Origin of the sequence: Kingella kingae ATCC 23330 (assembly GCF_900111845.1) — a bacterium.
GTDB lineage: Bacteria > Pseudomonadota > Gammaproteobacteria > Burkholderiales > Neisseriaceae > Kingella > Kingella kingae.
In genome coordinates this window covers 1-23888 of record NZ_FOJK01000001.1, presented here as the reverse complement: position 1 = coordinate 23888, position 23888 = coordinate 1, and the positions used below count along the sequence as shown (strand labels likewise).

The 23888-nt window shown below is 48.7% G+C and carries 26 protein-coding genes; 15 read left to right on the top strand and 11 right to left on the bottom strand.

Features of this window, described 5'->3' with window-relative positions:
- The first annotated feature begins 154 nt into the window (after positions 1 to 154).
- The 3 genes from BQ5809_RS00130 (at position 155) to BQ5809_RS00120 (ending at position 3815) form a co-directional block, all read left to right on the top strand.
- Complete coding sequence (locus BQ5809_RS00130; RefSeq protein ID WP_003787024.1) at positions 155 to 595, top strand: CZB domain-containing protein; 441 nt, start codon at positions 155 to 157, stop codon at positions 593 to 595.
- Between the two features lie 302 nt (positions 596 to 897).
- The gene (gene lon / locus BQ5809_RS00125; protein WP_003787025.1) at positions 898 to 3324 is read left to right on the top strand and encodes an endopeptidase La; all 2427 of its coding nucleotides are present in this window, start codon (positions 898 to 900) and stop codon (positions 3322 to 3324) included.
- Between the two features lie 122 nt (positions 3325 to 3446).
- Entirely contained in the window at positions 3447 to 3815 is a 369-nt protein-coding gene (locus tag BQ5809_RS00120) for an HU family DNA-binding protein (RefSeq protein WP_003787026.1), read from the top strand.
- 56 nt (positions 3816 to 3871) lie between these two features.
- Here the strand turns inward: BQ5809_RS00120 and BQ5809_RS00115 are convergent, their stop codons facing one another.
- The 5 genes from BQ5809_RS00115 to BQ5809_RS00095 all read right to left on the bottom strand — a co-directional run bounded on the left by BQ5809_RS00115 (position 3872) and on the right by BQ5809_RS00095 (position 7410).
- Positions 3872 to 4477 (bottom strand): hypothetical protein, encoded by a 606-nt coding sequence (locus BQ5809_RS00115; RefSeq protein ID WP_003787028.1) that lies wholly within the window; start codon positions 4475 to 4477, stop codon positions 3872 to 3874.
- A 78-nt stretch (positions 4478 to 4555) separates the two neighbouring features.
- Complete coding sequence (dapF, locus tag BQ5809_RS00110; protein ID WP_003787030.1) at positions 4556 to 5404, bottom strand: diaminopimelate epimerase; 849 nt, start codon at positions 5402 to 5404, stop codon at positions 4556 to 4558.
- Between the two features lie 70 nt (positions 5405 to 5474).
- The gene (locus BQ5809_RS00105; RefSeq protein ID WP_003787032.1) at positions 5475 to 5885 is read right to left on the bottom strand and encodes a magnesium transporter; all 411 of its coding nucleotides are present in this window, start codon (positions 5883 to 5885) and stop codon (positions 5475 to 5477) included.
- A gap of 41 nt (positions 5886 to 5926) precedes the next feature.
- Positions 5927 to 6937 (bottom strand): DNA polymerase III subunit delta, encoded by a 1011-nt coding sequence (gene holA / locus BQ5809_RS00100; RefSeq protein WP_003787034.1) that lies wholly within the window; start codon positions 6935 to 6937, stop codon positions 5927 to 5929.
- Positions 6938 to 6939: 2 nt separating this feature from the next.
- Positions 6940 to 7410 (bottom strand): LPS-assembly lipoprotein LptE, encoded by a 471-nt coding sequence (locus BQ5809_RS00095; protein ID WP_111694443.1) that lies wholly within the window; start codon positions 7408 to 7410, stop codon positions 6940 to 6942.
- Between the two features lie 111 nt (positions 7411 to 7521).
- On the opposite strand from BQ5809_RS00095, the gene BQ5809_RS00090 reads away from it, so the two are divergent.
- Genes BQ5809_RS00090 through fdx form a run of 3 tightly spaced genes read left to right on the top strand, consistent with a single transcriptional unit; the run spans position 7522 to position 8964 of the window.
- Entirely contained in the window at positions 7522 to 8004 is a 483-nt protein-coding gene (locus tag BQ5809_RS00090) for an aminoacyl-tRNA deacylase (RefSeq protein WP_003787038.1), read from the top strand.
- 15 nt (positions 8005 to 8019) lie between these two features.
- Positions 8020 to 8565, top strand: coding sequence for a tetratricopeptide repeat protein (locus tag BQ5809_RS00085; RefSeq protein ID WP_003787040.1), 546 nt, complete (start codon positions 8020 to 8022; stop codon positions 8563 to 8565).
- 60 nt (positions 8566 to 8625) lie between these two features.
- Positions 8626 to 8964, top strand: a complete 339-nt coding sequence (fdx, locus tag BQ5809_RS00080) for an ISC system 2Fe-2S type ferredoxin (protein WP_003787042.1) — start codon at positions 8626 to 8628, stop codon at positions 8962 to 8964.
- Positions 8965 to 9038: 74 nt separating this feature from the next.
- Here the strand turns inward: fdx and apbC are convergent, their stop codons facing one another.
- From apbC to BQ5809_RS00060, 4 genes are all read right to left on the bottom strand, one after another.
- Positions 9039 to 10091: an iron-sulfur cluster carrier protein ApbC gene (gene apbC / locus BQ5809_RS00075; protein WP_032827727.1), complete on the bottom strand. Its 1053-nt coding sequence runs from the start codon at positions 10089 to 10091 to the stop codon at positions 9039 to 9041.
- A 78-nt stretch (positions 10092 to 10169) separates the two neighbouring features.
- Complete coding sequence (locus BQ5809_RS00070) at positions 10170 to 10766, bottom strand: 5-formyltetrahydrofolate cyclo-ligase (RefSeq protein ID WP_003787046.1); 597 nt, start codon at positions 10764 to 10766, stop codon at positions 10170 to 10172.
- On the bottom strand, positions 10766 to 11224 hold the full coding sequence (dut, locus tag BQ5809_RS00065) for a dUTP diphosphatase (protein ID WP_003787047.1): 459 nt from the start codon (positions 11222 to 11224) through the stop codon (positions 10766 to 10768). Before dut ends, BQ5809_RS00070 begins: the two co-directional genes overlap by 1 nt.
- An 18-nt stretch (positions 11225 to 11242) precedes the next feature.
- A complete protein-coding gene (locus BQ5809_RS00060) occupies positions 11243 to 11725 on the bottom strand; it encodes a hypothetical protein (protein WP_003787050.1) in 483 nt (160 codons plus the stop codon).
- A gap of 24 nt (positions 11726 to 11749) precedes the next feature.
- On the opposite strand from BQ5809_RS00060, the gene BQ5809_RS00055 reads away from it, so the two are divergent.
- From BQ5809_RS00055 to BQ5809_RS00030, 6 genes are all read left to right on the top strand, one after another.
- Positions 11750 to 14029 (top strand): NADP-dependent malic enzyme, encoded by a 2280-nt coding sequence (locus BQ5809_RS00055; protein WP_003787053.1) that lies wholly within the window; start codon positions 11750 to 11752, stop codon positions 14027 to 14029.
- Positions 14030 to 14131: 102 nt separating this feature from the next.
- On the top strand, positions 14132 to 14818 hold the full coding sequence (locus tag BQ5809_RS00050; protein WP_003787055.1) for a Bax inhibitor-1 family protein: 687 nt from the start codon (positions 14132 to 14134) through the stop codon (positions 14816 to 14818).
- Between the two features lie 93 nt (positions 14819 to 14911).
- A complete protein-coding gene (locus tag BQ5809_RS00045) occupies positions 14912 to 15565 on the top strand; it encodes a methyltransferase domain-containing protein (protein ID WP_003787059.1) in 654 nt (217 codons plus the stop codon).
- A gap of 117 nt (positions 15566 to 15682) precedes the next feature.
- A complete protein-coding gene (gene putA, locus BQ5809_RS00040; protein ID WP_003787062.1) occupies positions 15683 to 19288 on the top strand; it encodes a bifunctional proline dehydrogenase/L-glutamate gamma-semialdehyde dehydrogenase PutA in 3606 nt (1201 codons plus the stop codon).
- Between the two features lie 293 nt (positions 19289 to 19581).
- Entirely contained in the window at positions 19582 to 20802 is a 1221-nt protein-coding gene (locus BQ5809_RS00035) for an aspartate kinase (RefSeq protein ID WP_003787063.1), read from the top strand.
- Between the two features lie 89 nt (positions 20803 to 20891).
- The gene (locus BQ5809_RS00030) at positions 20892 to 21512 is read left to right on the top strand and encodes a phosphoribosylanthranilate isomerase (RefSeq protein WP_032827728.1); all 621 of its coding nucleotides are present in this window, start codon (positions 20892 to 20894) and stop codon (positions 21510 to 21512) included.
- Between the two features lie 35 nt (positions 21513 to 21547).
- Here the strand turns inward: BQ5809_RS00030 and BQ5809_RS00025 are convergent, their stop codons facing one another.
- Positions 21548 to 21919: a rhodanese-like domain-containing protein gene (locus tag BQ5809_RS00025; RefSeq protein WP_197712484.1), complete on the bottom strand. Its 372-nt coding sequence runs from the start codon at positions 21917 to 21919 to the stop codon at positions 21548 to 21550.
- Between the two features lie 15 nt (positions 21920 to 21934).
- Positions 21935 to 22270 carry a carboxymuconolactone decarboxylase family protein gene (locus tag BQ5809_RS00020; RefSeq protein WP_032827729.1) on the bottom strand — a complete coding sequence of 112 codons (336 nt, stop codon included), beginning with the start codon at positions 22268 to 22270 and terminating at the stop codon, positions 21935 to 21937.
- 137 nt (positions 22271 to 22407) lie between these two features.
- On the opposite strand from BQ5809_RS00020, the gene BQ5809_RS00015 reads away from it, so the two are divergent.
- Genes BQ5809_RS00015 through BQ5809_RS00005 form a run of 3 tightly spaced genes read left to right on the top strand, consistent with a single transcriptional unit; the run spans position 22408 to position 23776 of the window.
- Positions 22408 to 23337, top strand: a complete 930-nt coding sequence (locus tag BQ5809_RS00015) for an AraC family transcriptional regulator (protein ID WP_003787070.1) — start codon at positions 22408 to 22410, stop codon at positions 23335 to 23337.
- Positions 23338 to 23359: 22 nt separating this feature from the next.
- Positions 23360 to 23569: a hypothetical protein gene (locus tag BQ5809_RS00010; RefSeq protein ID WP_003787072.1), complete on the top strand. Its 210-nt coding sequence runs from the start codon at positions 23360 to 23362 to the stop codon at positions 23567 to 23569.
- Positions 23570 to 23572: 3 nt separating this feature from the next.
- Complete coding sequence (locus tag BQ5809_RS00005; RefSeq protein ID WP_143452378.1) at positions 23573 to 23776, top strand: hypothetical protein; 204 nt, start codon at positions 23573 to 23575, stop codon at positions 23774 to 23776.
- The last annotated feature ends 112 nt before the right edge of the window (positions 23777 to 23888 follow it).

The window sequence follows — 23888 nt, the reverse complement described above, 5'->3', positions numbered from 1 at the left end:
TGATATTAATCAATAAAAATAAAATTCCCATCAAAAAATGATTGAATAACCTTGTGCAAGGTTCTATCATAATCTCAATGAATTTCGGCATAGAAATATGCGGAATGTTGGTAGCGTTGTTATTGGAATTTAAATTTTCTTAAAGGTGAATACGATGGATTTGAAATTATGGATTGAGCAATATAATGCGGGCAAAGATGTTCCGCTAAATTTAACAACGGCTCAACAGGATTTGCATGGTTTGTATTTATTGGAAGCAATTGCAGCGCACGAGGCTTGGATTGAGAAATTGGAAAGTACGTTGCGTGGTAAAAACCCCGAAGAATACGACCCAGCCGTTGTGGGAGTAGACCATTTGTGTAAATTGGGCAAGTGGCTGTATGGCGATGGTTTGTTTTTGGATAAATATCCAGAATACGAAGTAGTTAAAAATGCTCATGCGCGTTTTCATCAATGTGCTGGCGACATTTTGCAAAATCATCGAAAAGGCTATTTAATGGAAGCGATTAGTGCGCTGCGCCATGAGTTAATTGATTTGTCGAAAGAAGTTAAAGTGGCATTAGTTAGTTTGTTGGATAAAGTCCAAACAAATTAAGCTGTGTGCGTGCATAATTGGATAAAGCTGCCTGAATAATATTAGGCAGCTTTTTACTTGATATATAGTTGATTAAAATTGCAATGATACTGCGTTGCCAACTCCCTTATGTACTAGGTGTACACGGCGGTCGTTGTCGCCTTGTCCTAATCTAAATTTAATCCACTATATTTTAATCAACAGTCCAAATAGTGTATCAAAAAGCAGCCTGCACTTTATTATCCGCATTCCACTTGAAAAACAAGCAGCCTGCACTTATTTAGCCATTCACACTATTTTTTACATTAAGAGAATCTGCAATCATGGCACGAAAAAAATCAACCACAGCTCAATTCCCTACCCTGCCTCTGCGCGACATGGTGGTGTACCCAGGAATGGTGTTGCCGCTCTTTGTGGGTAGACCCAAATCGGTGGCTGCGCTCAATGTCGCTATGGAGCAAAACGAACAGGTCTTTTTGTTGGCGCAACAAAACGGCAGCGAAGAAGAACCCAGCCCCAACGATTTGCACGAAGTCGGCACAGTTGCCAATATTTTGCAAGTACTAAAATTGCCCGATGGCACGGTTAAATTGCTGGTAGAAGGCTCAGAACGCGCCGCCGCCGTGCAAATTAGCGACACAGGCGAATATTTGGTTGCCACGGTAGAAATGTTAAGCGACACCAACGAACAAGCACCCAATGTGGAAGCCTTGCGCCGTACTTTGCTGAATCAGTTTGACCAATACGTCAAAGCCAACAAAAAAATCCCCAACGAAGTAGTAGCAAGCATTCACGAAATTGAAAACAACGGTCGCCTAACCGACACTGTGTCAGCGCATTTGCAACTGAAATTAGAGCAACGTCAAAAATTATTGGCTTTGGCTGATGTCGTTGAGCGCATGGAATTTTTGTTGGCGCAAATTGAAGGCGAGTTGGAAATCTCACAACTGGAAAAACGCATCCGCGGCAAAGTTAAACGCCAAATGGACAAAAACCAGCGCGATTACTATTTAAACGAGCAAATCAAAGTCATTCAAAAAGAATTGGGCGAAGAAGAAGATAGCCGCGATTTTGAAAAATTGGCGCAACAAATCCAAGAGGCTGGCATGAGCAAAGAAGCCGAAGAAAAAGCCATGTCGGAATTGCGTAAATTGAAAATGATGCCGCCGATGTCGTCTGAAAGCACGGTTGTTCGCAATTATATTGAAACGCTGATTGAATTGCCGTGGAAGAAAAAAACGCGTGTCAGCAAAGATTTAGCCAAAGCCGATTTGGTATTGAACGAAGACCACTACGGCTTGGAAAAAGTTAAAGAACGCATTTTGGAATATTTGGCAGTTCAAAAACGCACCGATAAATTGAAAGGTCCGATTTTGTGCTTGGTTGGCCCACCGGGCGTGGGTAAAACTTCGTTGGGCGAATCCATCGCCAAAGCCACAGGGCGCAAATATGTTCGCATGGCGTTGGGCGGCGTGAAAGATGAAAGCGAAATTCGCGGACATCGCCGTACTTACATTGGCTCAATGCCGGGCAAAATCATGCAAAGCATGACGAAAGTGGGCGTGAAAAATCCATTGTTCTTGTTAGACGAAATTGACAAATTGGGCAACGATTTCCGTGGCGACCCTGCGGCCGCATTATTGGAAGTGCTTGACCCTGAACAAAATAGCGCGTTTGCCGACCATTTTGTTGAAGTGGATTTTGATTTGAGCGATGTGATGTTTATTGCTACATCAAACAGTTTCAATATTCCACCTGCGCTACTCGACCGCATGGAAATTATCCGCCTGTCTGGTTACACGGAAGACGAAAAAATCAACATTGCCATGCAATACCTTGTGCCAAAACAAATGAAACGCAATGGTGTAAAAGACAGCGAATTGGCGATTGATGAAACGGCGGTACGCGATATTGTGCGCTATTACACGCGAGAAGCGGGCGTGCGTTCATTAGACCGTGAAATTGCAAAAATTTGTCGTAAAGCCGTGATTAAAAATGAACTTTCAGACAGCCTGAAAGCCAAAAAGCCGAAAGTTTTGCGTGTAGATGAAAAAAATTTGGGCGAATTTTTAGGCGTGCGTCGTTTCGATTATGGCGTAACGGCTGGCGAAAATCGCATTGGTCAAGTAACGGGTTTGGCGTGGACGGAAGTCGGCGGCGAATTGCTGACGATTGAAGCGGTTGCATTGAAAGGCAAAGGCGCGATTGTTCGCACGGGTAAATTGGGCGATGTGATGCAGGAATCCATTTCAGCAGCGTGGTCGGTGGTGCGTTCTCGTGCGGAAAGTTTGGGGATTGCGCCCGATTTCTACGAGAAAAACGATATGCACGTTCACGTTCCCGAAGGCGCGACTCCGAAAGACGGTCCAAGTGCAGGTATTGCGATGACATTGGCAATGGTTTCTGCTTTGACCAATATTCCTGTTCGCGCTGATGTGGCGATGACTGGCGAAATCACGTTGCGCGGCGAAGTATTGCCGATTGGCGGATTGAAAGAGAAACTGTTGGCGGCGTTGCGCGGCGGCATCAAACACGTTCTGATTCCAAAAGACAATGTGAAGGATTTGGAAGAAATTCCGCAAAACGTGAAAGACGGTTTGGAAATTCACGCGGTGCAATGGATTGATGAAGTGTTTGTGCTGGGATTGGAAAAGCAGCCTGCACCTTATGTTGCCGATGAAATCTTGCCCGAAAATGCGATTAAAGTGCAGGCTGCTTCTAAAAAGTCACGCACGCCACGCCAGCATTAACGTGTTGCAATAATGCGAATAAGCAGGGAGTTTGGTGTAAAAAAATCTCTTTTCGATGTTTTACGCTTGACATAGCAACAACTCACTTGCTATAAATCTGCCATAGATTGATATGGCTGCAAATGCCCGATTATCGGGCGTTTGCTGATATTGAACCCTTATCCCCCCCTTTTTTGAGAGGCAAAATTATGAATAAATCTGAATTGATTGATGCGATTGCAACAGAATCTGGTTTGACCAAAACCGATGCAAGCAAAGCATTGGACGCATTTACCGAAGTGGTTAAAAACACCTTGAAAACTGGCGATTCAATCACATTGGTAGGCTTTGGTACATTCAAAGTGGCTGACCGTGCAGAACGTCAAGGCTTGAATCCAAAAACCAAAGAAGCGATTACTATCCCTGCTGCGCGTGTGCCTAAATTCACACCAGGTAAAGCGTTGAAAGATGTTTTGGTTGCAGAACAACCTGCTGCTAAAAAGAAAAAATAAGCAGTTAAACTAAAAAAGCAGCCTGCACATTTGATTTGAATGTGCAGGCTGCTTTTTTATCCATTTAAAGTTCTTGATACTGCTACGGCTACAAACATCGCTTGCAGTATGAATGCCAACCAAAAACCAATATGTAATTGAGTTGCGCTAAAACACGCGGCATCTTGTTTATTCAACCAACTGCGGTGTAGCCAAAAAATGTCCATAATAAACGCGGTAAACGTCCACCACAGCCATGGTGTGCCATACAATTCCAGCAAGGCAGGCGATAAAAATGGCGTGAGCGCATTGGGGTGCCACCACCATACCAAAAACACACATAAGACAAATGCCAAGTGCATGACCAAACTTGCCAATGCCAGCAGGGTTAAAAACGCGCCTGTTTGCCCTTGATAGAGTGGCGTTTGGCGGTGTTCATCGGGCAGCTTGCGAACCGAATTCAGCCAAAAAAAGATGCTGCCAACAAACACATAAAAATGCGCTAAATAAAGATTGGCGGTGTGGGTAATGCCCAATACGCGCGGTAAAAATTGTGCCGAAAACAAGCCTAGCGCAAGCCAAATCGCCACGCTAAACCACAGCCATTGCAGCGCACCGTGCCGTATCGCGTGAAAAGCAAACGCCAGCACCAACACGCCAATCAGCCATATATTCCAATCCATTTTGTTCCTATACAAATTTGCAGGCTGCTTTTTTACGAGTGTTCGTAGTAAAAGCAGCCTGCACTTGTTCAAGTTGATTTAAACCGCAATTTCACCTGTAAATACTGTAACCGCAGGGCCTGTCATCATCACATCGCCGCCGTCTTGCCAGCTAATGTACAAATCGCCACCAGGTAGGCTCACGCGGATTGGCTCGCCTGCTGTCAGCAAGCTCAAACGCACGCCCGACACCACCGCTGCACACGCGCCCGTGCCACAAGCTTGGGTTTCGCCCGAACCGCGTTCAAACACACGCAATTTAATGTGTTGTGCGTCCACAATTTGCATAAAGCCCACATTTACACGCGCAGGAAAGCGAGCGTGATTTTGCAATGCGTTGCCCCAATTTTCCACAGGCGCGGTTGCCACATCGCCCACCAACATCACGGCATGGGGGTTACCCATGCTCACCAGCGACATTTCCGCGCTGTCTATACCATTGACCACAATAAAGGTTTTGTCATCAGCTTTTTCGCCAGAACGCAACACAAACGGCACGTCATCGGGCGCAAAACGCGGCTGACCCATGTTTACGGTTACCAAACCATCATCGTTTAAACGCGGTTTGATGATGCCACGCGCAGTTTCCACCACAATTTCGGGTTTGTCGGTTAAACCTTGCTCGGTAACAAATTTGACGAAGCAACGTGCACCATTGCCACATTGTTCTACTTCGCCGCCGTCTGCGTTGAAAATGCGATAGCGAAAATCTACGTCATCGCTTTGCGCTTTTTCTACCACGAGCAACTGGTCAAAGCCAATGCCTGTGTAGCGGTTTGCCCATTGCGCGATTTGTTCGGCGCGTGGTTCAAAAGTTTGGTTGATGGCATCAATCACCATAAAATCGTTGCCCAAACCATGCATTTTGCTGAATTTTAAGTTTGTCATTGCGATTCCTTTCTATGCGATTGCAGGCTGCTTTGAGTAGAAAAGCAGCCTGCACTTTAAATCATACCAATTAACGCGGACGACCGCGGAATTTGGGCTGATGTTTTGCCATTTCTTGATTGGCGGCTTGCTTACTGACGCGCTCGCTCAATCGTTTTTCGGCTTCCACCACCGAGCATTTCATCGCTTGGCTGGCAATATACAAGGCATCTTTACGCGCTTGTCCGCCTGTAAAATACATACGGCGCAAATCGGCTGGGTGAATTTTGCCGTTTTTCAAGTCAATATTAAACTTGGCGGCGTGTTCCACCAGCTTTTTCTGTTTCCAATACACCGTGCCTGTTGCGCCACCGACAATCGCGGCAACCAGCACAATGCCAATAATGATAGACAGCCACCACGACGCGCCAAATAAATAGGCAATAAAACCAATCACGGTTGCCATGATAACCCAAATCAAAACCATACGTTGTTTATCCATTTGTTTTCCTTATTGTATTACTGAAACATAAATCAAAAAAATTAGTGCGCCAATGTCATGACCAAGTGCCGAAAACTCGCCCATGCATCGCCCGATTCCGCGCCTTTGATTTGGCGGTCAATTTTCGCGCATTCTTGTAAACTGTTGATGAGCTGGGCAACCGATAATCGTGCAGCGGCTTTGGGCATGAGTGTTTGCTTGTCGCCCCACAAACGCAATTCGTTACGAACTTGCTGCGCGGTTTTGCCTTGTTTAAGCGCGGCAGACAAGCGGATTACCGTTCTGATGTCTTCCGCAACTGACCACAATGCCAACACGGGTTCATCGCCTTCTGCTTCCAAACCTTCGAGCAGGCGCACCACGCGTTTAGTGTCGCCGCCCAGCCATGCAGACGATAAATCAAACACATCAAATCGCGCCACGTTGGCAATAGCAGCCTGCACATCGTCCAAGCTCAACACATGACCTTGTGCATACAGCAAACCCAGTTTTTCTATTTCTTGCTTGGCGGCGAGCAGGTTTCCTTCTACGCGTTCGGTAAACAGTTGCAGCGCATCGGCATCAATATCCAAACCTTGCGCGGCTAGGCGTTCGCGTATCCATGCTGGTAAGGAGTTGCCGACAATCGGCTTGGCTTCTAGCACCATGCCATTTTTTGCCAACGCGGTAAACCATTTGGATTGAGTTTGCATTTTGTCTAGCTTGGGCAACACCAGTAACACCACCGTGTCGGCTGGCAACTGTTGCGCCAACTGCTGCAAGGCATCGCCGCCTTGTTTGCCTACTTTGCCGTTTGGGATATGAATTTCCAGCAGTTTTTGACTAGCAAACAAACTGACGCTGTTGGCTTCGGCGAGCAAAGGTTGCCAATCAAAGTTGGCTGAATCTACCGTATAGACTTCGCGGTTGAGATATTGCTGCTGTTTGGCGGCAGCGCGAATAGCATCAACGGCTTCCAAGCGCAACAATTCTTCTTCGCCGTGGATTAGGTATAAAGGCGATAAAGGACGTTGCAGGCTGCTTTCTAGCATTTTCCAGCTTAATTCTGCCATGTTTATTCTTTCGGCAAAAAGCCCAATCGGCGCACGATTTGCGATGCGGCATCGGTACGAATATCGCGCCACAAAGCCAATTCTTCGCTTTCCTTGCCCAAGACTTCGCTGTCGCTGTATGTCATGTTGCGGCTAACGGTTACGGTCATCGGCTCGCCCCACGCTTTGCCGTTGCGATAGGCTTGTGCCACCACGTGCAGCGAGTACAAATATTCGTTCAATTTGGCGGCGCGGGTAATGGTGGCGATGTCGCGTTTACTGTCCACGCTCAACACGTGCACTTCCGCGCTGGCTTGTGGATTGACGCTGGCAGCGGCGCGTTGTAATTCTGCCTGCAATTCGGCTTGAATGCCACCGCCTTGTACGCGCCATTCTTTAACCACCAAGGCATTTTGTGGCAACGTGCCTTTTAGGTGGAAACCGCAAGCTGCCAGCAACAAAGTCGCGCCCATTGCCATAATTTTGCTTTTCATATTGATGCTCATCAGCCGATAAAAATAAGCATCGCATTATAGCTGCACAGTTAAGAAAAGTAAAAAATTGCGCTACAATATTGTTCTTTTTTAGATGCAGGCTGCTTTGCTATGTCCAAACCCAATTATCCGATTACTGCTGCGATTCGTTTTCTTCGCGCTCACAACATCGCGTTTGAACCGCATTTGTATGATTATGTAGAACACGGTGGCACGGCGCATTCGGCGCAATCGCTCCATGTGCCAGAACACGCTATCATTAAAACCATTATTTTAATCAACGAGAAAAAACAAGGCTTAATCTGCCTAATGCATGGCGACAAGCAAATTTCTACGCGCAACTTGGCACGCGAATTGGGCATGAAACACATCGAGCCAGCCCAACCCGAACAAGCAAATAAATGGTCAGGTTACTTGGTGGGCGGCACATCGCCATTTGGCTGCAAAACACCGCTGCCTGTGTATGCCCAACGCAGTATTTTGGATTTGCCACGCATTTACATCAACGGCGGCAAACGCGGTTTTTTAGTGGCAATTACGCCACAAGATTTGCAATCGTTGTCGCCTGTGTGGGTGGACGTGGTTGCCGAATAAATCAAGGAAATGATGATGTTGAAGACTTTTTATGTTGGATTGATGTTTTTGGCGGCTAGCAGCGCGTTCGCACAAAAGCAGCCTGCACCTTCTGCCAACGATGCGATTTACGCCCAAGCCGTTGCCGCTTATCAACGCGAAGACTTTGCCACGGTACACAAATTATTATTGCCGCTTGCCGAACAGGGAGACGCGACCGCACAGCACAATTTAGCAGTATTGTATCAAGACGGTTTAGGCACAAAAGCCGACATCGCCCAAGCCTTGATGTGGTATGAAAAAGCGGCGGCACAAGGCAATGCCGAAGCGCAATTTATGGCGGGTTTGCTGCACAGCGACCAGCAACAATACGAACGCGCCGTGTATTGGTACACGCTGGCGGCAAAGCAAGGACACGCCGAAGCGCAAAATAATTTGGCAGCGCGTTACGCCACAGGCACGGGCGTGGAGCGCAATATTGACACAGCGATTGAATGGTATCGCCAAGCAGCCGAACAGGGGCATGAAAGCGCGGCGCATACTATGCAGCAGCTTAAAGCGGAATTTGACAGGAATAAATAAAGCAGCCTGCACTTTTTTGCGCTACAATTCGCCATTTTGATTATATAGAGAACACACATCATGCCAAAAATAACCATTCTGCCCCACGCAGAACTCTGCCCCGAAGGCAAAATCATTGAAGCCGCGCCACAAGGCGAAACCATTTGCGATGTTTTATTGCAACACGATATTGACATCGACCACGCTTGCGAAAAATCGTGCGCTTGCACCACTTGCCATGTAATTGTGCGACAAGGCTACGACAGCTTGGTTGAACCAACCGAATTGGAAGAAGATTTGCTAGACCAAGCATGGGGCTTGGAAGCTGAATCGCGTTTGAGCTGTCAAGCGGTGGTGGCAGACGAAGATTTGATTGTGGAAATTCCGAAATACACCATTAACCATGCGCGTGAGCATTGATTGATTAAAAAAACGTAAAAAGCAGCCTGCACTTTGTTGATTTAAAGTGCAGGCTGCTTTTTTGTTTACATCAATTACTGAACCACAATCTTCGGAAACTTACCACTAAAATCGCGCCCTTTATCGGCAATCGTCAGCGCAATATCCAATGCGGCTTGCTGATAAATTGCTGCAATTGTATCGTGCTGCTCGTGCAGGCTGCCTGCTTGTCCAGCGTCCATTGCCACGCGAATCGGCAGCGACAAAGGCAGTTGTCCCAACAATGGCACGTTCAATTTGCTTGCCAAATCTTTGCCGCCTTCCGTGCCAAAAATCGGCTCGTGAAAACCGCAGTTGCTGCACACATGAAGCGACATATTTTCCAGCACGCCCATAATCGGGATATTGACTTTTTGGAACATATCAACCGCTTTTCGCGCGTCAATCAGGGCGATGTCTTGCGGCGTGGTCACCACAACCGCGCCTGTTACAGGAATTTTTTGCGACAACGTGAGCTGAATGTCGCCCGTGCCAGGCGGTAAGTCCACAAACAAATAATCCACATCGTCCCACTCGCTTTGGAATAAGAGCTGCTGCAAGGCTTGCGACACCATCGGGCCGCGCCACACAACGGCTTGGTCTGGGTCAATCAAAAAGCCGATAGACATCACTTGAATGTCGTCTGCATTGCGAACAGGGATAAATTTTCCGTTTTCTTGTTTGGGCTGCTGGCTAGGTACGCCCAGCATAGTCGGCTGGCTCGGGCCGTATAAATCGGCATCTAGCACGCCCACTCGTGCGCCCATTTTTGCCATTGCCGTTGCCAAATTGGCGGTGGTGGTGGATTTGCCCACGCCGCCTTTGCCTGATGCCACGGCGATGATGTTTTTCACGCCTTTCATCGTGGCGATACCAGCCTGCACTTTGTGCGCGACAATGTTTTGGCGAATGTTTAGCTCCACACTTTTGCCTGTGGCGGCGGCGATTTGTTGTTGCAATTCCTGCGCCAAATGTTGCGCTGGGAAGCCAAACGACAGCGTAATGTACAGGCTGCTTTCACGCTCTTGTACCGATACCAACGCTTTTTCGCTACCAATCGTGCGCGTGGTGTGCGGAATCACAAAATGGTTAATGAGCTGTTCGTGCATGATGTTTTCCTTTTGTGTGATGTGAAATGCGTGCAGGATAAAGTTATCTGCTTTGTGCAGCAAGCACAAAAAACCTTGTTATTTTTGTTGATTTGGACGATTAAAACGCCACACACCTTTTTCGTTTACAAAATAATCCACTTGAATATCGTGCGATTCGGTGGGCAACTGCGCGACTTGTTGGCAAGCAAAACCAGCCGCAATCAAGTGCGGACGGCGACTGCACGCGGCAATCGTGTAATCATAATAACCGCCGCCCTGCCCCAAGCGCGTGCCGTGTTGGTCTATGCCGACAATCGGGATAACCATGCTGTGCAACCAATTCGCGCGAATTTTGTCGCCCACAAATTGCGGAACGTGCAGGCTGCTTTTGCCGCGTTTGCGTTCGGCGCGTTGATTGGTTTGGGGATACGGCGTAAACCACAAACGCAAACTGTGCGGTTCAATATACGGCAAATACACTTTTGCGCCGCGTTTTTGTGCGCTGCGAACCCAATCGTCCAAACGCAATTCGCTGCCCATTGCCCAATACACGGCAATGCGTTTGCCACGCAGCGCAAAGCGTTTGAGCTGGCGATTGCAGGCTGCTTGGGCGCGCTGGCGTTCGGCTGGCGGAATTTTTTGCCGCGTTTGACGCAGTTGTCGGCGCAGCGTGCGTTTGTCGGTGGCAATCATCAAGCGCGTCCTGTGCTGCCAAAGCCGCCTTCGCCGCGTTCGCTAGCAACGAAGTCGTCCACTAATTCAAAAGCAGCCTGCACCACTGGCACGATAACCATTTGCGCGATGCGTTCAAACGGCTCAATCGTGAACGGATTGCTGCTTCTGTTCCACACCGATACCATCAATTCGCCTTGGTAGTCTGAATCAATCAAACCAACCAAGTTGCCCAACACGATGCCGTGCTTGTGTCCCAAGCCAGAGCGTGGCAACAATATGGCGGCTAAATTCGAGTCATTCAAATAAATGGCGATGCCTGTTGGAATTAGCACCGTTTCGCCTGCTTGCACGATTTTGGGCGCGTCCAAACAAGCGCGTAAATCCAAGCCTGCGCTGCCTGTGGTGGCGTATTCGGGCAACTGGGCGGCGATTTCGTGGCGCACGATTTTAAGTTGTACTTTGGGACGATTGTTCATGATATAAGTCCTTTAAAATCAAACAGGAAAAGGGAATGGATTGCTTGGTGCAGGCTGCTTGGACGTTTTTTCGCGCCACATAAAATAATCGCGCAACGGCGGTGGCGGTGGGTTGATGCAATGAGCGCAAAATGCCGCGCTGTCTTCGTCATCGTCCCAGTCATCGCCCAAATGTCCTGCGTTAGGGTCAAAGCGGTTTTGCTGGATAACGGCTTGCACCAAGGCTTGTTCTTGCATGGGGTCAAACTCAAATTGCTGCAAAATGTCGCACAACAAAGCGTGTTCGGGCGCGGAAAACGATTGGGCAAAACGGGCAATCGTGTCGCGATAATCGGGCATGGTTATTTTGTGGGATAGCAATTGGTGGAGCATAACAAAAGCAGCCTGCAATTTAAAAACGCGCATCATACCGCATTTTGCATGGCTGCTATACGATTTTCGCATCACAGCAGCCTGCATTTTTATAGTACAATCGCCTGCAATTTTTTTGTTAAACCCCATTCAACACCATACAGAGAGTTACTCATGGACGAACATTTAAAAGAAGCGGCATTGCATTTTCACGAATTCCCAATGCCAGGCAAAATCCAAGTTGCACCAACCAAACCTTTGGCAACGCAATACGATTTGTCGTTGGCGTATTCGCCAGGTGTGGCTGCACCGTGCATGGAAATTCATGCCGACCCACTTAAATCATACAAATACACCGCGCGTGGCAATTTGGTTGCGGTGATTTCCAACGGCACAGCAGTTTTGGGTTTGGGCAACATTGGCCCAGAGGCCAGCAAACCTGTGATGGAAGGCAAAGGCGTATTGTTCAAAAAATTCGCCGACATTGATGTGTTTGATATCGAAGTAAACGAAACCGACCCCGATAAATTGGTGGACATCATCGCATCGCTAGAACCGACTTTTGGCGGCATTAACTTGGAAGACATCAAAGCCCCAGAGTGCTTCTATATCGAGAAAAAATTGCGCGAACGCTGCAAAATCCCCGTGTTCCATGACGACCAACACGGCACGGCAATCATTACCGCTGCCGCTGTATTGAACGGCTTGCGCTTTATTGGCAAAGACATTGCCGATGTAAAATTGGTGTGTTCAGGTGCAGGTGCAGCAGCGATTGCTTGCTTGGACTTGCTAGTGGCATTGGGCATGAAACGCGAAAACATGACCGTTTGCGACTCCAAAGGCGTGATTTATCAAACACGCGAAGACCGCGACCGCATGGACGAAAGCAAAGTACGCTATGCGATTGCCGACAACGGTCAGCGCGTGTTGGGCGATGCGGTGGCTGGCAAAGATATTTTCTTGGGCTTGTCTAGCGCAAATGTGTTGAAACCCGAAATGTTGCAACAAATGAACGACAAGCCGTTGGTGTTTGCTTTGGCGAACCCGCAACCCGAAATCTGGCCACCAGAAGCCAAAGCCGCACGTCCTGATGTGATTATTGGCACAGGTCGTTCCGACTTCCCGAACCAAGTCAACAATGTATTGTGCTTCCCATTCATTTTCCGTGGCGCGTTGGACGTGGGTGCAACCACGATTAACGAAGAAATGAAATTGGCAACGGTTCGTGCGATTGCAGACTTGGCATTGGCAGAATCCAATGACGTGGTGGCAGGCGCATACGGTGGCGAAGAATTGAAATTTGGAGCGGAATATTTGATTCCAAAACCATTTGACCCACGTTTGATTGCCAAAATCGCACCCGCAGTCGCGCAGGCTGCTATGGATTCTGGCGTGGCAACGCGCCCGATTACCAACATGGAAGCGTATGTTGAAAAACTCAATCAACAAATCTACAAAACCAATTTGTTTATGCGCCCTGTGTTTGCCCAAGCGAAAAAAGACATCAAGCGCATTGTGTTGGCAGAAGGCGAAGACGAGCGCATTTTGCACGCCGCGCAACAAATCGTATCGCAAAAATTGGCGTATCCTGTGTTGATTGGTCGCCGCGATGTGATTGAGCAACGCTTGGAAGCGCAAGGTTTAACCATTCAAGCAGGCAAAGATTTTGATTTGATTGATTTGGTGGACAATCCGTATTACGAAGAATGCTGGAAAACGTATTACGATTTGCAAAAACGCAAAGGCGTTACCGAAGAAATGGCACGTCGCCGCATGATGGCAAACCAAACTTTGATTGGTGCGACTATGGTTCGCTTGGGTCATGCCGATGGTATGGTGGCTGGCGCAGTGGGTCGTTTCCGCGACCACTTCAAAGTGTATGAAGACGTGATTGGCTACAACAATCCTGAAAACAATGCGTTTGCGATGAATGCGTTGATTTCCAACAAAGGCAATTTCTTTATCGCCGACACTTATGTGATTCACGACCCGACCGCCGAACAACTGGCGCAAGGCACGTTGATGTGCGCGCGTGAAATCAAGCGTTTTGGTATTCAGCCAAAAGTGGCGTTGGTGTCTAATTCTAACTACGGCTCGCACGTAGACAAAGACGCAACCAAAATGCAAGTTACCTTGCAGCTAATCCGCGAACTTGACCCAGAATTGGAAATTGACGGCGAAATGCAAGCTGACGTGGCGTTGGACGAAAAACTGCGCAAGCAAATCTTCCCCGAAACCACTTTGACAGGCACGGCGAATTTGTTGGTGATGCCAAACGTGGAAGCGGCGAACATCAGCTACAATTTAATGCGCGTGAATGCAACCAATGGCATTACAGTTGGTCCAATCTTAATGGGCTTGAACAAACCTGTTCACATGGTGACGTCGATTTCTACCGTGCGCCGTATTGTGAATATGGTGGCGATTGCGGCGGTGGACGCGCAGTCTAAATAAGCGGTAAACCCAAAGTGCAGGCTGCTTTGGATTATTTAAAAGCAACCTGCACATATTACAAATGTTGTTTTTCTTTTAACCTATCGCATAAGGAGTTTTAATATGCACAATCAAATGGATAATTTCACTACCCAATCGGTTGGACAATCACAACAAGAAGTCTTGCTGCAAAAAACCTATGGCTTGCTGGCGTGGTCGTTTTTGCCTACCGCAGCAGGCGCATTTTTGAGCATGGCGGTTAATCTGCTTACTATGTTGGGCAACCAATGGATTATGATTGGCATGATGTTTGCCTTTTTCTATGGCATGTGTTTTTTAATTGAAAAAAACCGCTACAACCAAACAGGCGTGGTATTGCTGATGGTGTTCACTTTTGGCATGGGTGTGTTGCTGGGCCCGTTGTTGACATACAGCGGTATGTTTGCCAATGGCGCGAAATTGGTGGGTGTTGCCGCTGCCATGACCGCAGGCATTTTCTTTACCATGTCGGCTTTGGCGCGTCATGGTAACTTCAATACCAATGCGCTGGGTCGCTTTTTGGCAATGGGTGGCATTGTGTTGATGATTGCCGTGGTGGCAAATCTGTTCTTGCAAATGCCTGTGTTGTCGCTGACGATTTCTGGCGTGTTTGTGGTGTTTAGCTCGTTAATGATTATGTGGCAAATCCGCAATGTATTGGAAGGCGGCGAAGACAGTCACATTAGCGCGGCTTTGACGATTTACATTTCGCTGTACAATTTGTTTACTAGCTTGTTGCGTTTGTTGTTGTCATTCGCTGGCGAAGACTAAATCGCTCAAACAAAGCAGCCTGCACTCGGTTTGATGTGCAGGCTGCTTTTTTTGTGTTATTTTTGTCATCACGACATTATTGGGAGAACCGCCATGTCCGCCACAATCCCCCAAGATTTGCTACTTTGTGAACAACAATGGGCGCAAAAAATCGGCACACAACATCGCGCAGAACGCATCTTGCTAACAGGCGAATCGCATCGTTGCGCCAATTGGCAATTTCAAGCAGCCTGCACGCTTGTGCAAGCCACGCAAGCCCCTGCCGATGTATTAGCCGAACCCAATAGCTTGCCGTGGCGCGAAGCCAGTTTTGACCGCATCATCTCGTTGCACAGCCACACCAGCACCGCCGATTTGGCGTATTGGCTGCAACAATGTTGGCAAGTGGTTGCGCCACAAGGTTCGTTGTTTCTGTTTGGTTGCTGTCCGCATTTTATGTGGCACAAAAAGCAGCCTGCACCCGACAACGCCAATGTGCAGGCTGCTTTGGACGTGCAACGCATCGCCCAAAATATTGGCTGGAATTGTGTTGCCGAATGTTATTTCCATTGCTTGCCTGTGCTGTCGTGGCGATACGATTTGTTTTCGTGGGCGTGGTATGAACACGAAAATCGCATTGCCAGCCCGATTGCTGCGGCTTATGGCTTTCACTTGACCAAACAAACGGTGCAGCGCCCCAATCAAGAGTATGCGGAACAATGGGACGGAGAAATGCCGTATGCGGTTGCCAAACAGATTGCGGATTGAAAAAGCAGCCTGCACTTTTATTCCCTCCCCTTTGTCAAAACAGTCAATTTGCGTTAAGATAGCCTCGTTTTTGCTAACTATTTTTAACGCAACATTGTCCCAACACAAGGAACCACTATGTTCAATTTTGCCCAAATTCAAACCAACCCCTTGCGCCAAGCCATCACCGCTGCTTATCGCCGCGATGAAGTTGAAGCCGTTACCGATATGATTACACGCGCCAATGTGTCCGATGCCGAAAAACAAGCGGCATACCAGTTAGCGCGTTCGCTTGTGTCCAAAGTGCGCGCCGACCGCAGCAAAGCCAGCGGCGTAGATGCGCTCATGCAAGAATTTACGCTGTCTAGCGAAGAAGGCGTGGCGTTGATGTGTCTTGCCGAAGCCCTGCTCCGTATTCCCGACAACGAAACGCGCAACAAGCTGATTCAAGACAAATTATCGGACGGCGACTGGAAAAGCCATTTGGGGCGCAGTCCGTCTATGTTTGTGAACGCGGCGGCTTGGGGCTTGTTGATTACAGGCAAGCTGACCCAAACCGCGCCCAACGAAGAAGCCTTGTCGGGCAGTTTAAGTCGCTTGCTGGGCAAAGGCGGTGCGCCCTTGATTCGTGCTGGTGTCGATGCCGCCATGCGTATGCTGGGCAAACAATTTGTAACAGGTCAAACCATTGAAGAAGCGTTGGCAAACGGCAAAGAGCGCGAAAAAATCGGCTATCGTTTTTCGTTTGATATGCTGGGCGAAGCGGCAATGACCGAAGCGGACGCGCAACGCTATTATCAAGATTATGTCAACGCCATTCACGCGATTGGCAAAGACGCGAACAACGCAGGCATTTATGACGGCAACGGCATTTCGGTTAAGCTGTCTGCCATTCATCCGCGTTATGCGCGCGCCCAACACGAGCGTGTGATGACCGAATTGTTGCCGCGTTTGAAACAGCTCTTTTTGTTGGCAAAGCAATACAACATCGGCTTGAACATTGACGCGGAAGAAGCCAACCGATTGGAATTGTCGTTGGATTTAATGGAAGCTTTGGTGTCCGACCCCGATTTGGCGGGCTATCACGGCATTGGCTTTGTGGTTCAGGCGTATCAAAAACGCTGTCCGTTTGTGATTGATTATTTGGTGGACTTGGCGCGTAGAAACAAGCAAAAATTGATGATTCGCTTGGTAAAAGGCGCGTATTGGGACAGCGAAATCAAATGGGCGCAGGTGGACGGCTTGGACGACTATCCTGTTTACACGCGCAAAGTGCATACCGATGTGAGCTATTTGGCGTGTGCGCGTAAACTGTTGGACGCGCAAGACGCGGTGTATCCGCAGTTCGCCACGCACAATGCCTACACACTGGCGATGATTTATCAATTTGGCGCAAACAAAGAATGGGAGCATCAATGCTTGCACGGCATGGGCGAAACGCTGTACGACCAAGTGGTTGGCGCACAAAATCTGGGTCGCCGTGTGCGCGTGTATGCGCCTGTTGGCACGCACGAAACCTTGTTGGCATACTTGGTTCGCAGGCTGCTTGAAAATGGCGCGAACTCATCGTTTGTGAATCAAATTGTAGACGAAAACATCAGCATTGACAGCTTGTTGCAATGTCCGATTGACGCGGCGCAAAAAACAGGCGGCAAACCGAATGCGGTGTTGCCATTGCCACGCGATTTGTATGGCGAGAGTCGTGCCAATTCGCAAGGCTGGGATTTGTCTAACGAAAATGTGTTGAATGAATTGCAGGCTGCTTTGAATGTTGCCGCCGCGCAAAACTGGCAAGCGCAATCGTTAAGCCCAAGCAGCCTGCAACATCAAGCCGAACAAGCGGTTTTGAATCCAGCCAATCACGATGATGTGGTGGGCAAAGTGGCGTTTGTGCCTGCAACCGAAGTCGGTAAAATCATCGCAACGGCACAACAAGCGCAAACCGACTGGGCAAGCAAGCAGCCTGCACAACGCGCTGCGATTTTGCGTCAAATTGCCGATTTATACGAACAACACACGCCCGAATTGATGATGTTGGCGGTGCGTGAAGCAGGCAAAACGCTCAACAACGCGATTGCCGAAGTGCGCGAAGCAGTGGATTTTTGCCGTTATTATGCCGATGAATGCGAAAGCACTTGCGCCGAACGCGCCGCCATTGGCACGGTGGTGGCGATTAGCCCATGGAACTTCCCATTGGCGATTTTTACAGGCGAAGTGGTGGCAGCGTTGGCGGTGGGCAACACAGTCGTTGCCAAACCAGCCGAGCAAACCAGTTTAATCGCCTATCGCGCTGTGCAGTTGATGCACCAAGCAGGCGTGCCACAAAACGTGTTGCAACTTGTGTTGGGCGCAGGTAATGTGGGCGCGGCTTTAACGCAACACAGCGATATTGCAGGCGTGATTTTTACAGGCTCAACCGAAGTAGCGCGTTTAATCAACCAAACGCTGGCGGCGCGTAATGATTTGCCTGTGTTGATTGCAGAAACAGGCGGACAAAACGCGATGATTGTGGACAGTACCGCGCTTGCCGAACAAGTGTGCGCCGATGTACTCAATTCCGCATTTGACAGCGCAGGTCAGCGTTGTTCGGCATTGCGGATTTTGTGCGTACAAGAAGACGTTGCCGACCACATGGTTAGCATGATTAAAGGCGCAATGGACGAATTGCGCGTGGGCAATCCGCTGGAATTGCACACCGACATCGGGCCTGTGATTGATGCCGAAGCGCAGGCTGCTTTGCAAGCGCACATTGACAAAATGAAAGGTGTGGCAAAACGCTATCACGAAGCGAAGCAGCCTGCACAATCAGGCAACGCCACCTTTATTACGCCGATTTTGTTTGAGTTGGACAACCTAGACCAACTGCAACGCGAAGTGTTTGGGCCTGTGCTACACGTTGTGCGCTATCATGCCAACGAATTGGGCGATTTAATCAAACAAATCAATAACAAAGGCTACGCGCTGACACACGGCATTCACAGCCGCATTGGGCGCACGGTGGAATTTGTGCAAGAAAACATTGAGGCAGGCAATGTGTATGTGAACCGCAATATTGTTGGCGCGGTGGTGGGCGTACAGCCATTTGGCGGACATGGTTTGTCTGGCACAGGCCCGAAAGCAGGCGGTTCGTTCTATCTGCAAAAACTCAGTCGCGGCAAAGCGTGGACGTTGCCCAACGTGCAGCAAGCAGGTAAACCCGATGCAGGCTGCTTGAACACACTGGAAAACATGATTCAATCGCTGTCTATTTCACACGCCGAAAAAGTGAAACTGGGCGGTGTGTTGGGCGAATCGCGTATGCACACGCTCAACAACGCGACCGCGCTGCTCAAAAGCGTAACAGGCGAGCGCAACGAATTGACTTGGCGCGCGCCCAAACAGGTTTATGTGGAAGGCGGCACGCTCAAAAGCGCGTTGGAAGCCTTTGTTCGTATTGCCGCAACAGGCGCACAAGTGGTGGTAGCGCAATCGCACCCATTGAGCCAAATCGCCACGCTGGCAGGCTCGCTCATCAAAGTGAGTGCGTATCCCGAACAAGAGCCACACGTTACCCATTTGGTTGCCTTGGACGTACCCAGCGCCGCACTCAAAGCCGAGTTGGCGCAACGCAATAGCGCGATTATTCGCATCATTGACGCGAGCGCAGGCGTGGACGTGTTGCCTTTGTATGAAGAAATTTCGTGCAGCACCAACACAACCGCAGCAGGCGGCAATGCGAGCTTGATGGCGATGGCAGAAGCGTAGTTTTGAAATAAAAAGCAGCCTGCACTTTGTTGGTAAAGTGCAGGCTGCTTTGTTAAATATAGTGGATTAAATTTAGATTAGGACAAGGCGACAACGACCACCGTGTACACCTAGTACATAAGGGAGTTGGCAACGCTGTACTAATCTAAATTTAATCCACTATAAAGCAGAGTAAAGCAGACAAAGCATAAAAGACAGCATTAGTGTGCGATACAAATGTGCAGGCTGCTTTTTTATTGCTATAATCTGCACCGTTTTTTCCCCTTTAAAACTGTATAGAACAGGAAACAGCGATGGCTTTGATTGTACAAAAATATGGTGGCACATCAGTCGGTTCGGCTGAACGAATTAAAAATGTCGCCAATCGCGTGAAAAAAGCGCGTGATGAAGGACATGATGTGGTAGTGGTCGTGTCAGCAATGAGCGGCGAAACCAACCGTTTGGTGGCGTTGGCGCACGAAATGCAAGAGTTCCCAGACCCACGCGAATTAGACGTGGTGCTGGCGACTGGCGAGCAAGTAACCATCGGTTTGCTGGCAATGGCGTTGAAAAACATCGGCGTAGATGCAAAAAGCTATACAGGCTGGCAAGTAGCGGTAAAAACCGACACGGCGCACACCAAAGCGCGTATTGAAGACATTGACGGCGACAAAATGTTGGCGGATTTGAAAGCAGGTCGCGTCGTGATTGTGGCAGGCTTCCAAGGTATTAGCAGCAATGGCGATATTTCTACGCTGGGTCGTGGCGGTTCGGATACATCGGCAGTGGCATTGGCGGCGGCGTTAAAAGCGGACGAGTGCCAAATCTACACCGACGTGGACGGCGTTTACACCACTGACCCGCGCGTTGTTCCCGAAGCCAAACGCATGGACACGATTACATTTGAAGAAATGTTGGAATTGGCGAGCTTGGGCAGCAAAGTTTTACAAATCCGTTCGGTGGAATTTGCAGGCAAATACAAAGTTCGTTTGCGCGTATTAAGCAGCCTGCAAGAGGGCGGCGACGGCACATTAATCACTTTTGAGGAAGACCAAAACATGGAAAGAGCAGTTGTATCAGGCATCGCCTTTGACAAAAACCAAGCGCGTATCAATGTGCGTGGCGTACCCGACAAACCAGGCATTGCCTACCAAATCTTGGGCGCGGTTGCCGATGCGAACATTGACGTGGACATGATTATCCAAAATGTGGGTAGCGCGGACACAACCGACTTTTCGTTTACCGTACCACGCGGCGACTACAAGCCCACTTTGGAATTGCTGAACAATCTGAAAGACACGATTGGTGCAGCCGAAGTGAGTGGCGATGATACGGTGTGCAAAGTGTCTATCGTGGGCTTGGGTATGCGTTCACACGTTGGCGTAGCTTCGCAAATGTTCCGCGCACTGGCAGCCGACAGCATCAACATTCAGATGATTTCTACTTCTGAAATTAAAGTATCTGTTTTGATTGATGAAAAATACATGGAATTGGCGACTCGTGTGTTGCACAAGGAATTTGGTTTGGATAAATAATCCAAGTTGATAGAGAACACGTTTTAAGCGGTGTAGGCTGCTTGGAACGTGTTTTGCTTTATAACCGCGATATTCAATCAACAAATAATATGAAAATCTATACAAAAATCTGTGGTTTAACCCGAGCGCAAGACGCGATTGCCGCCGCGCAACTAGGCGTTGATGCGATTGGCTTGGTGTTTTTTGCAGGCAGCAAACGCGCGGTTTCGGTGACGCAGGCGCAGGAAATTGTGCGTGCGTTGCCGCCGTTTATGAGTGTGGTGGCGTTGTTTGTCAATGAATCTGCCGAGCAAATTCGGAAGATTTTGGCGCAAGTGCCGATTGATATTTTGCAATTTCATGGCGATGAGTCGCCCGAATTTTGCCGTCAATTTCATCGCCCCTATTTAAAAGCGGTGCGCGTGCAAAGTGTGGCGGATATTGAAGCAGCCTGCACCCAATTTGCCGATGCGCGTGCGGTGTTGTTTGATGCGTTTGTGGAAGGCGCGTATGGTGGGACGGGGCATACGTTTGATTGGGATTTGTTGCCCAAAGATTTGAATCAACATTGGATTTTATCGGGTGGCTTGACGGCGGACAACGTGGACATTGCCGTGCAGCAAACAGGTGCCATCGCGGTTGATGTGTCCAGCGGTGTGGAAAGTGCGGCTGGGGTTAAATCGCTGGAAAAGATGACGCGGTTTATGCAAAAAGTGCAGGCTGCTTTGTAAGCATCAAAAGCAGCCTGCACATTTCATCAAACCAATCAACGAATGCCTTTTGCCAGCAAATCTTGATAACCGCCGTAATTGGTTACATTGGTGTAGCCCATTTTACGCAATTCTTGCAACGCCACTTCAGCACGGCGACCGCTACGGCAATACAAATTCACAGGCGCGTTTTTGTTTGGCTCAACTTTGGCGATTTGCGCGGTAATCGCATCAACAGGAATGTTGTGCGCGCCTTGCAAATGCCCTTGCTGGAATTCTTCTGCCGTGCGGACATCAATCCAAATGCCTTTGGCGCGTGGCGTTTGCACGGTTTGGGTTGCGCTGTTCGGTTGTGCGGCTTGGCTTGCCACTGGGGCTACTAATGCGGCTGCCATCAACAAAGTGCTAACTAATTTTTTCACTATCAAAGTCCTTATAACAAATTATCTCTGTGTTTCAACGGCTTCAAGAGCGCGTAAGGCGTAAGTATACGCCGCCCCCGCGTTAAGTGAAATAGCCGTTGCCAATGCGCCTGCAATTTCGCTTTCGGTTGCGCCTGCTTTAATCGCTTTTTCGGCGTGAACGCTAATGCAGCTTTCGCAGCGCGTGGTAATCGCCACTGCAATCGCAATCAATTCGCGTGTTTTTTCATCCAAGGCTTCGGCAGCCGCAGCGGTTTCCAGCGAGCCATAGGCTTGCAACATTTTGGGGTGATTTTTGCCCAAGTTGCCAAATGATTTTTTAACGTGGGCGGTGTGTTCTTTCCAATCTTTGAACATGGTATTTTTCCTTTGTGTGATAAATAAAACGCGGATTATGTAATCCATAAAAACAAATTACGTTTGCTTTTATGGCGCGTATTATTGCAACTTTTTTTCAGGTATAATGCAATAATCGTATCAAAAAATGGTCAAAAATGGATATTTTAGACAAATGGCTCACGCTGGCGCAATGCTCGGGTAGCGTGAATATTGAATGCCGATTTCAGGGGCGTTGGCATGTGCAGCACCAGCCCAGCGAGCAGCAAATGCAGGCGGTAGCGCATATTGCCACGCAGGGTTCAGGCTATGTTTGGGTTGATGGCGAAACCGAAGCGCGTTATGTGCAAGCAGGCGATGTGCTGTTTTTTCCGCGAGCCACTGCGCATATTTTGAGCCACGATTCCAGTTGCCAAAACGATGGCGATGTGCCCGATTCACAAACAGACGGCGTGTTTTTGCTCAACCAAACGCAGTTTGACGGCAAAAGCAGCCTGCACTTATTTTGCGCGACTTTTGTCTATGACCAGCAAGCCGAAATCATGCAAAGTTTGCCCGATTGCTTGATGCTGTCTATGCCCGATGCGATTTTGCAGCCGATTGTGGCGTTACTGCAACACGAAGTCGCCCAAAAACAACTGGGTTCTATCACAACGGTGAACGCGCTATCGCAAGTGCTGTTGTTGGCGTTGTTGCGACAATATTTGCTGCAAAATGAAGCCGATGCGCCTGTGAGTGGCATCATCAATGCGTGGCGTGATAAGCGGTTACGTGCGGTGGTGCAAGCGGTAAGCCATGCGCCCGAACAAACGTGGTCGGTGGAAGACATGACGCAAATCGCACATGTGTCTCGCGCCCAGTTGATGCGTTTGTTCAAGGCGCAAATGCAAACCAGCCCGCACGCTTTTGTCAATATGATGCGCTTGCAAAAAGGGGCATATTTGTTGCGCCAAAGCCAAGATGCGGTGCTGTCGGTGGCGTTGGCGGTGGGGTTTCAATCGGAAACGCATTTTGGCAAGGCGTTTAAGAAACACTATGGTTGCACGCCTGGGCAATATCGTAAACAGGCGGTGGGCGCACTTTCCTAATTGATTTTGCAGGCTGCTTTTGATGACTTTTTTTACTGCTTTGGTTTTTGCGCTGGGTGTGACTTTGCCGAATATTTTGTTGCTGTGTTTGGGCAAGGTGTTACGCATCAAAAAAACGATTTCTCACGAATTTTGTAGTCAAGCATCGGCTTTGGTGTTTCAGTTTGGTTTGACTTTATTGTTGTTTATCAATTTGTTAGGCAAGCCGTTGGATTTTTCGCAACAAGGGTGATTGGTGGCGGCAGGCTTGCTGTGTACGTTTGCGCTATTTTTGCTTGCCGAATGGTTTGCGCGACGTTTTGTCCCCAATCTTGCCGATAAAGGCGTGTTTGTGCAGGGCGTGTTTCGCAGCAATTTGGGCATTGCAGGCTTGGCGTTGATACAAAATGCTTATGGCGACAACGTGAACCCCACCAATATAAATACCCAAGCAAGATAAACAGGATAAAACGGGACAATTCAAAACAAAGTGGGATTAAAAACTGCAACGCCATTTCACACAGTGAAACAAAAAAACAAAGCGGACAACATCGTCCGCTTTTCGCATTTTT

Coding starts and splice junctions, on each gene's coding strand:
- BQ5809_RS00130 (WP_003787024.1), top strand. CDS start 155: ATGGATTTGAAATTATGGATTGAGCAATATAATGCGGGCAAAGATGTT.
- lon (WP_003787025.1), top strand. CDS start 898: ATGGCACGAAAAAAATCAACCACAGCTCAATTCCCTACCCTGCCTCTG.
- BQ5809_RS00120 (WP_003787026.1), top strand. CDS start 3,447: ATGCCCGATTATCGGGCGTTTGCTGATATTGAACCCTTATCCCCCCCT.
- BQ5809_RS00115 (WP_003787028.1), bottom strand. CDS start 4,477: ATGGATTGGAATATATGGCTGATTGGCGTGTTGGTGCTGGCGTTTGCT.
- dapF (WP_003787030.1), bottom strand. CDS start 5,404: ATGACAAACTTAAAATTCAGCAAAATGCATGGTTTGGGCAACGATTTT.
- BQ5809_RS00105 (WP_003787032.1), bottom strand. CDS start 5,885: ATGGATAAACAACGTATGGTTTTGATTTGGGTTATCATGGCAACCGTG.
- holA (WP_003787034.1), bottom strand. CDS start 6,937: ATGGCAGAATTAAGCTGGAAAATGCTAGAAAGCAGCCTGCAACGTCCT.
- BQ5809_RS00095 (WP_111694443.1), bottom strand. CDS start 7,410: ATGAAAAGCAAAATTATGGCAATGGGCGCGACTTTGTTGCTGGCAGCT.
- BQ5809_RS00090 (WP_003787038.1), top strand. CDS start 7,522: ATGTCCAAACCCAATTATCCGATTACTGCTGCGATTCGTTTTCTTCGC.
- BQ5809_RS00085 (WP_003787040.1), top strand. CDS start 8,020: ATGTTGAAGACTTTTTATGTTGGATTGATGTTTTTGGCGGCTAGCAGC.
- fdx (WP_003787042.1), top strand. CDS start 8,626: ATGCCAAAAATAACCATTCTGCCCCACGCAGAACTCTGCCCCGAAGGC.
- apbC (WP_032827727.1), bottom strand. CDS start 10,091: ATGCACGAACAGCTCATTAACCATTTTGTGATTCCGCACACCACGCGC.
- BQ5809_RS00070 (WP_003787046.1), bottom strand. CDS start 10,766: ATGATTGCCACCGACAAACGCACGCTGCGCCGACAACTGCGTCAAACG.
- dut (WP_003787047.1), bottom strand. CDS start 11,224: ATGAACAATCGTCCCAAAGTACAACTTAAAATCGTGCGCCACGAAATC.
- BQ5809_RS00060 (WP_003787050.1), bottom strand. CDS start 11,725: ATGGGGTTTAACAAAAAAATTGCAGGCGATTGTACTATAAAAATGCAG.
- BQ5809_RS00055 (WP_003787053.1), top strand. CDS start 11,750: ATGGACGAACATTTAAAAGAAGCGGCATTGCATTTTCACGAATTCCCA.
- BQ5809_RS00050 (WP_003787055.1), top strand. CDS start 14,132: ATGCACAATCAAATGGATAATTTCACTACCCAATCGGTTGGACAATCA.
- BQ5809_RS00045 (WP_003787059.1), top strand. CDS start 14,912: ATGTCCGCCACAATCCCCCAAGATTTGCTACTTTGTGAACAACAATGG.
- putA (WP_003787062.1), top strand. CDS start 15,683: ATGTTCAATTTTGCCCAAATTCAAACCAACCCCTTGCGCCAAGCCATC.
- BQ5809_RS00035 (WP_003787063.1), top strand. CDS start 19,582: ATGGCTTTGATTGTACAAAAATATGGTGGCACATCAGTCGGTTCGGCT.
- BQ5809_RS00030 (WP_032827728.1), top strand. CDS start 20,892: ATGAAAATCTATACAAAAATCTGTGGTTTAACCCGAGCGCAAGACGCG.
- BQ5809_RS00020 (WP_032827729.1), bottom strand. CDS start 22,270: ATGTTCAAAGATTGGAAAGAACACACCGCCCACGTTAAAAAATCATTT.
- BQ5809_RS00015 (WP_003787070.1), top strand. CDS start 22,408: ATGGATATTTTAGACAAATGGCTCACGCTGGCGCAATGCTCGGGTAGC.
- BQ5809_RS00010 (WP_003787072.1), top strand. CDS start 23,360: ATGACTTTTTTTACTGCTTTGGTTTTTGCGCTGGGTGTGACTTTGCCG.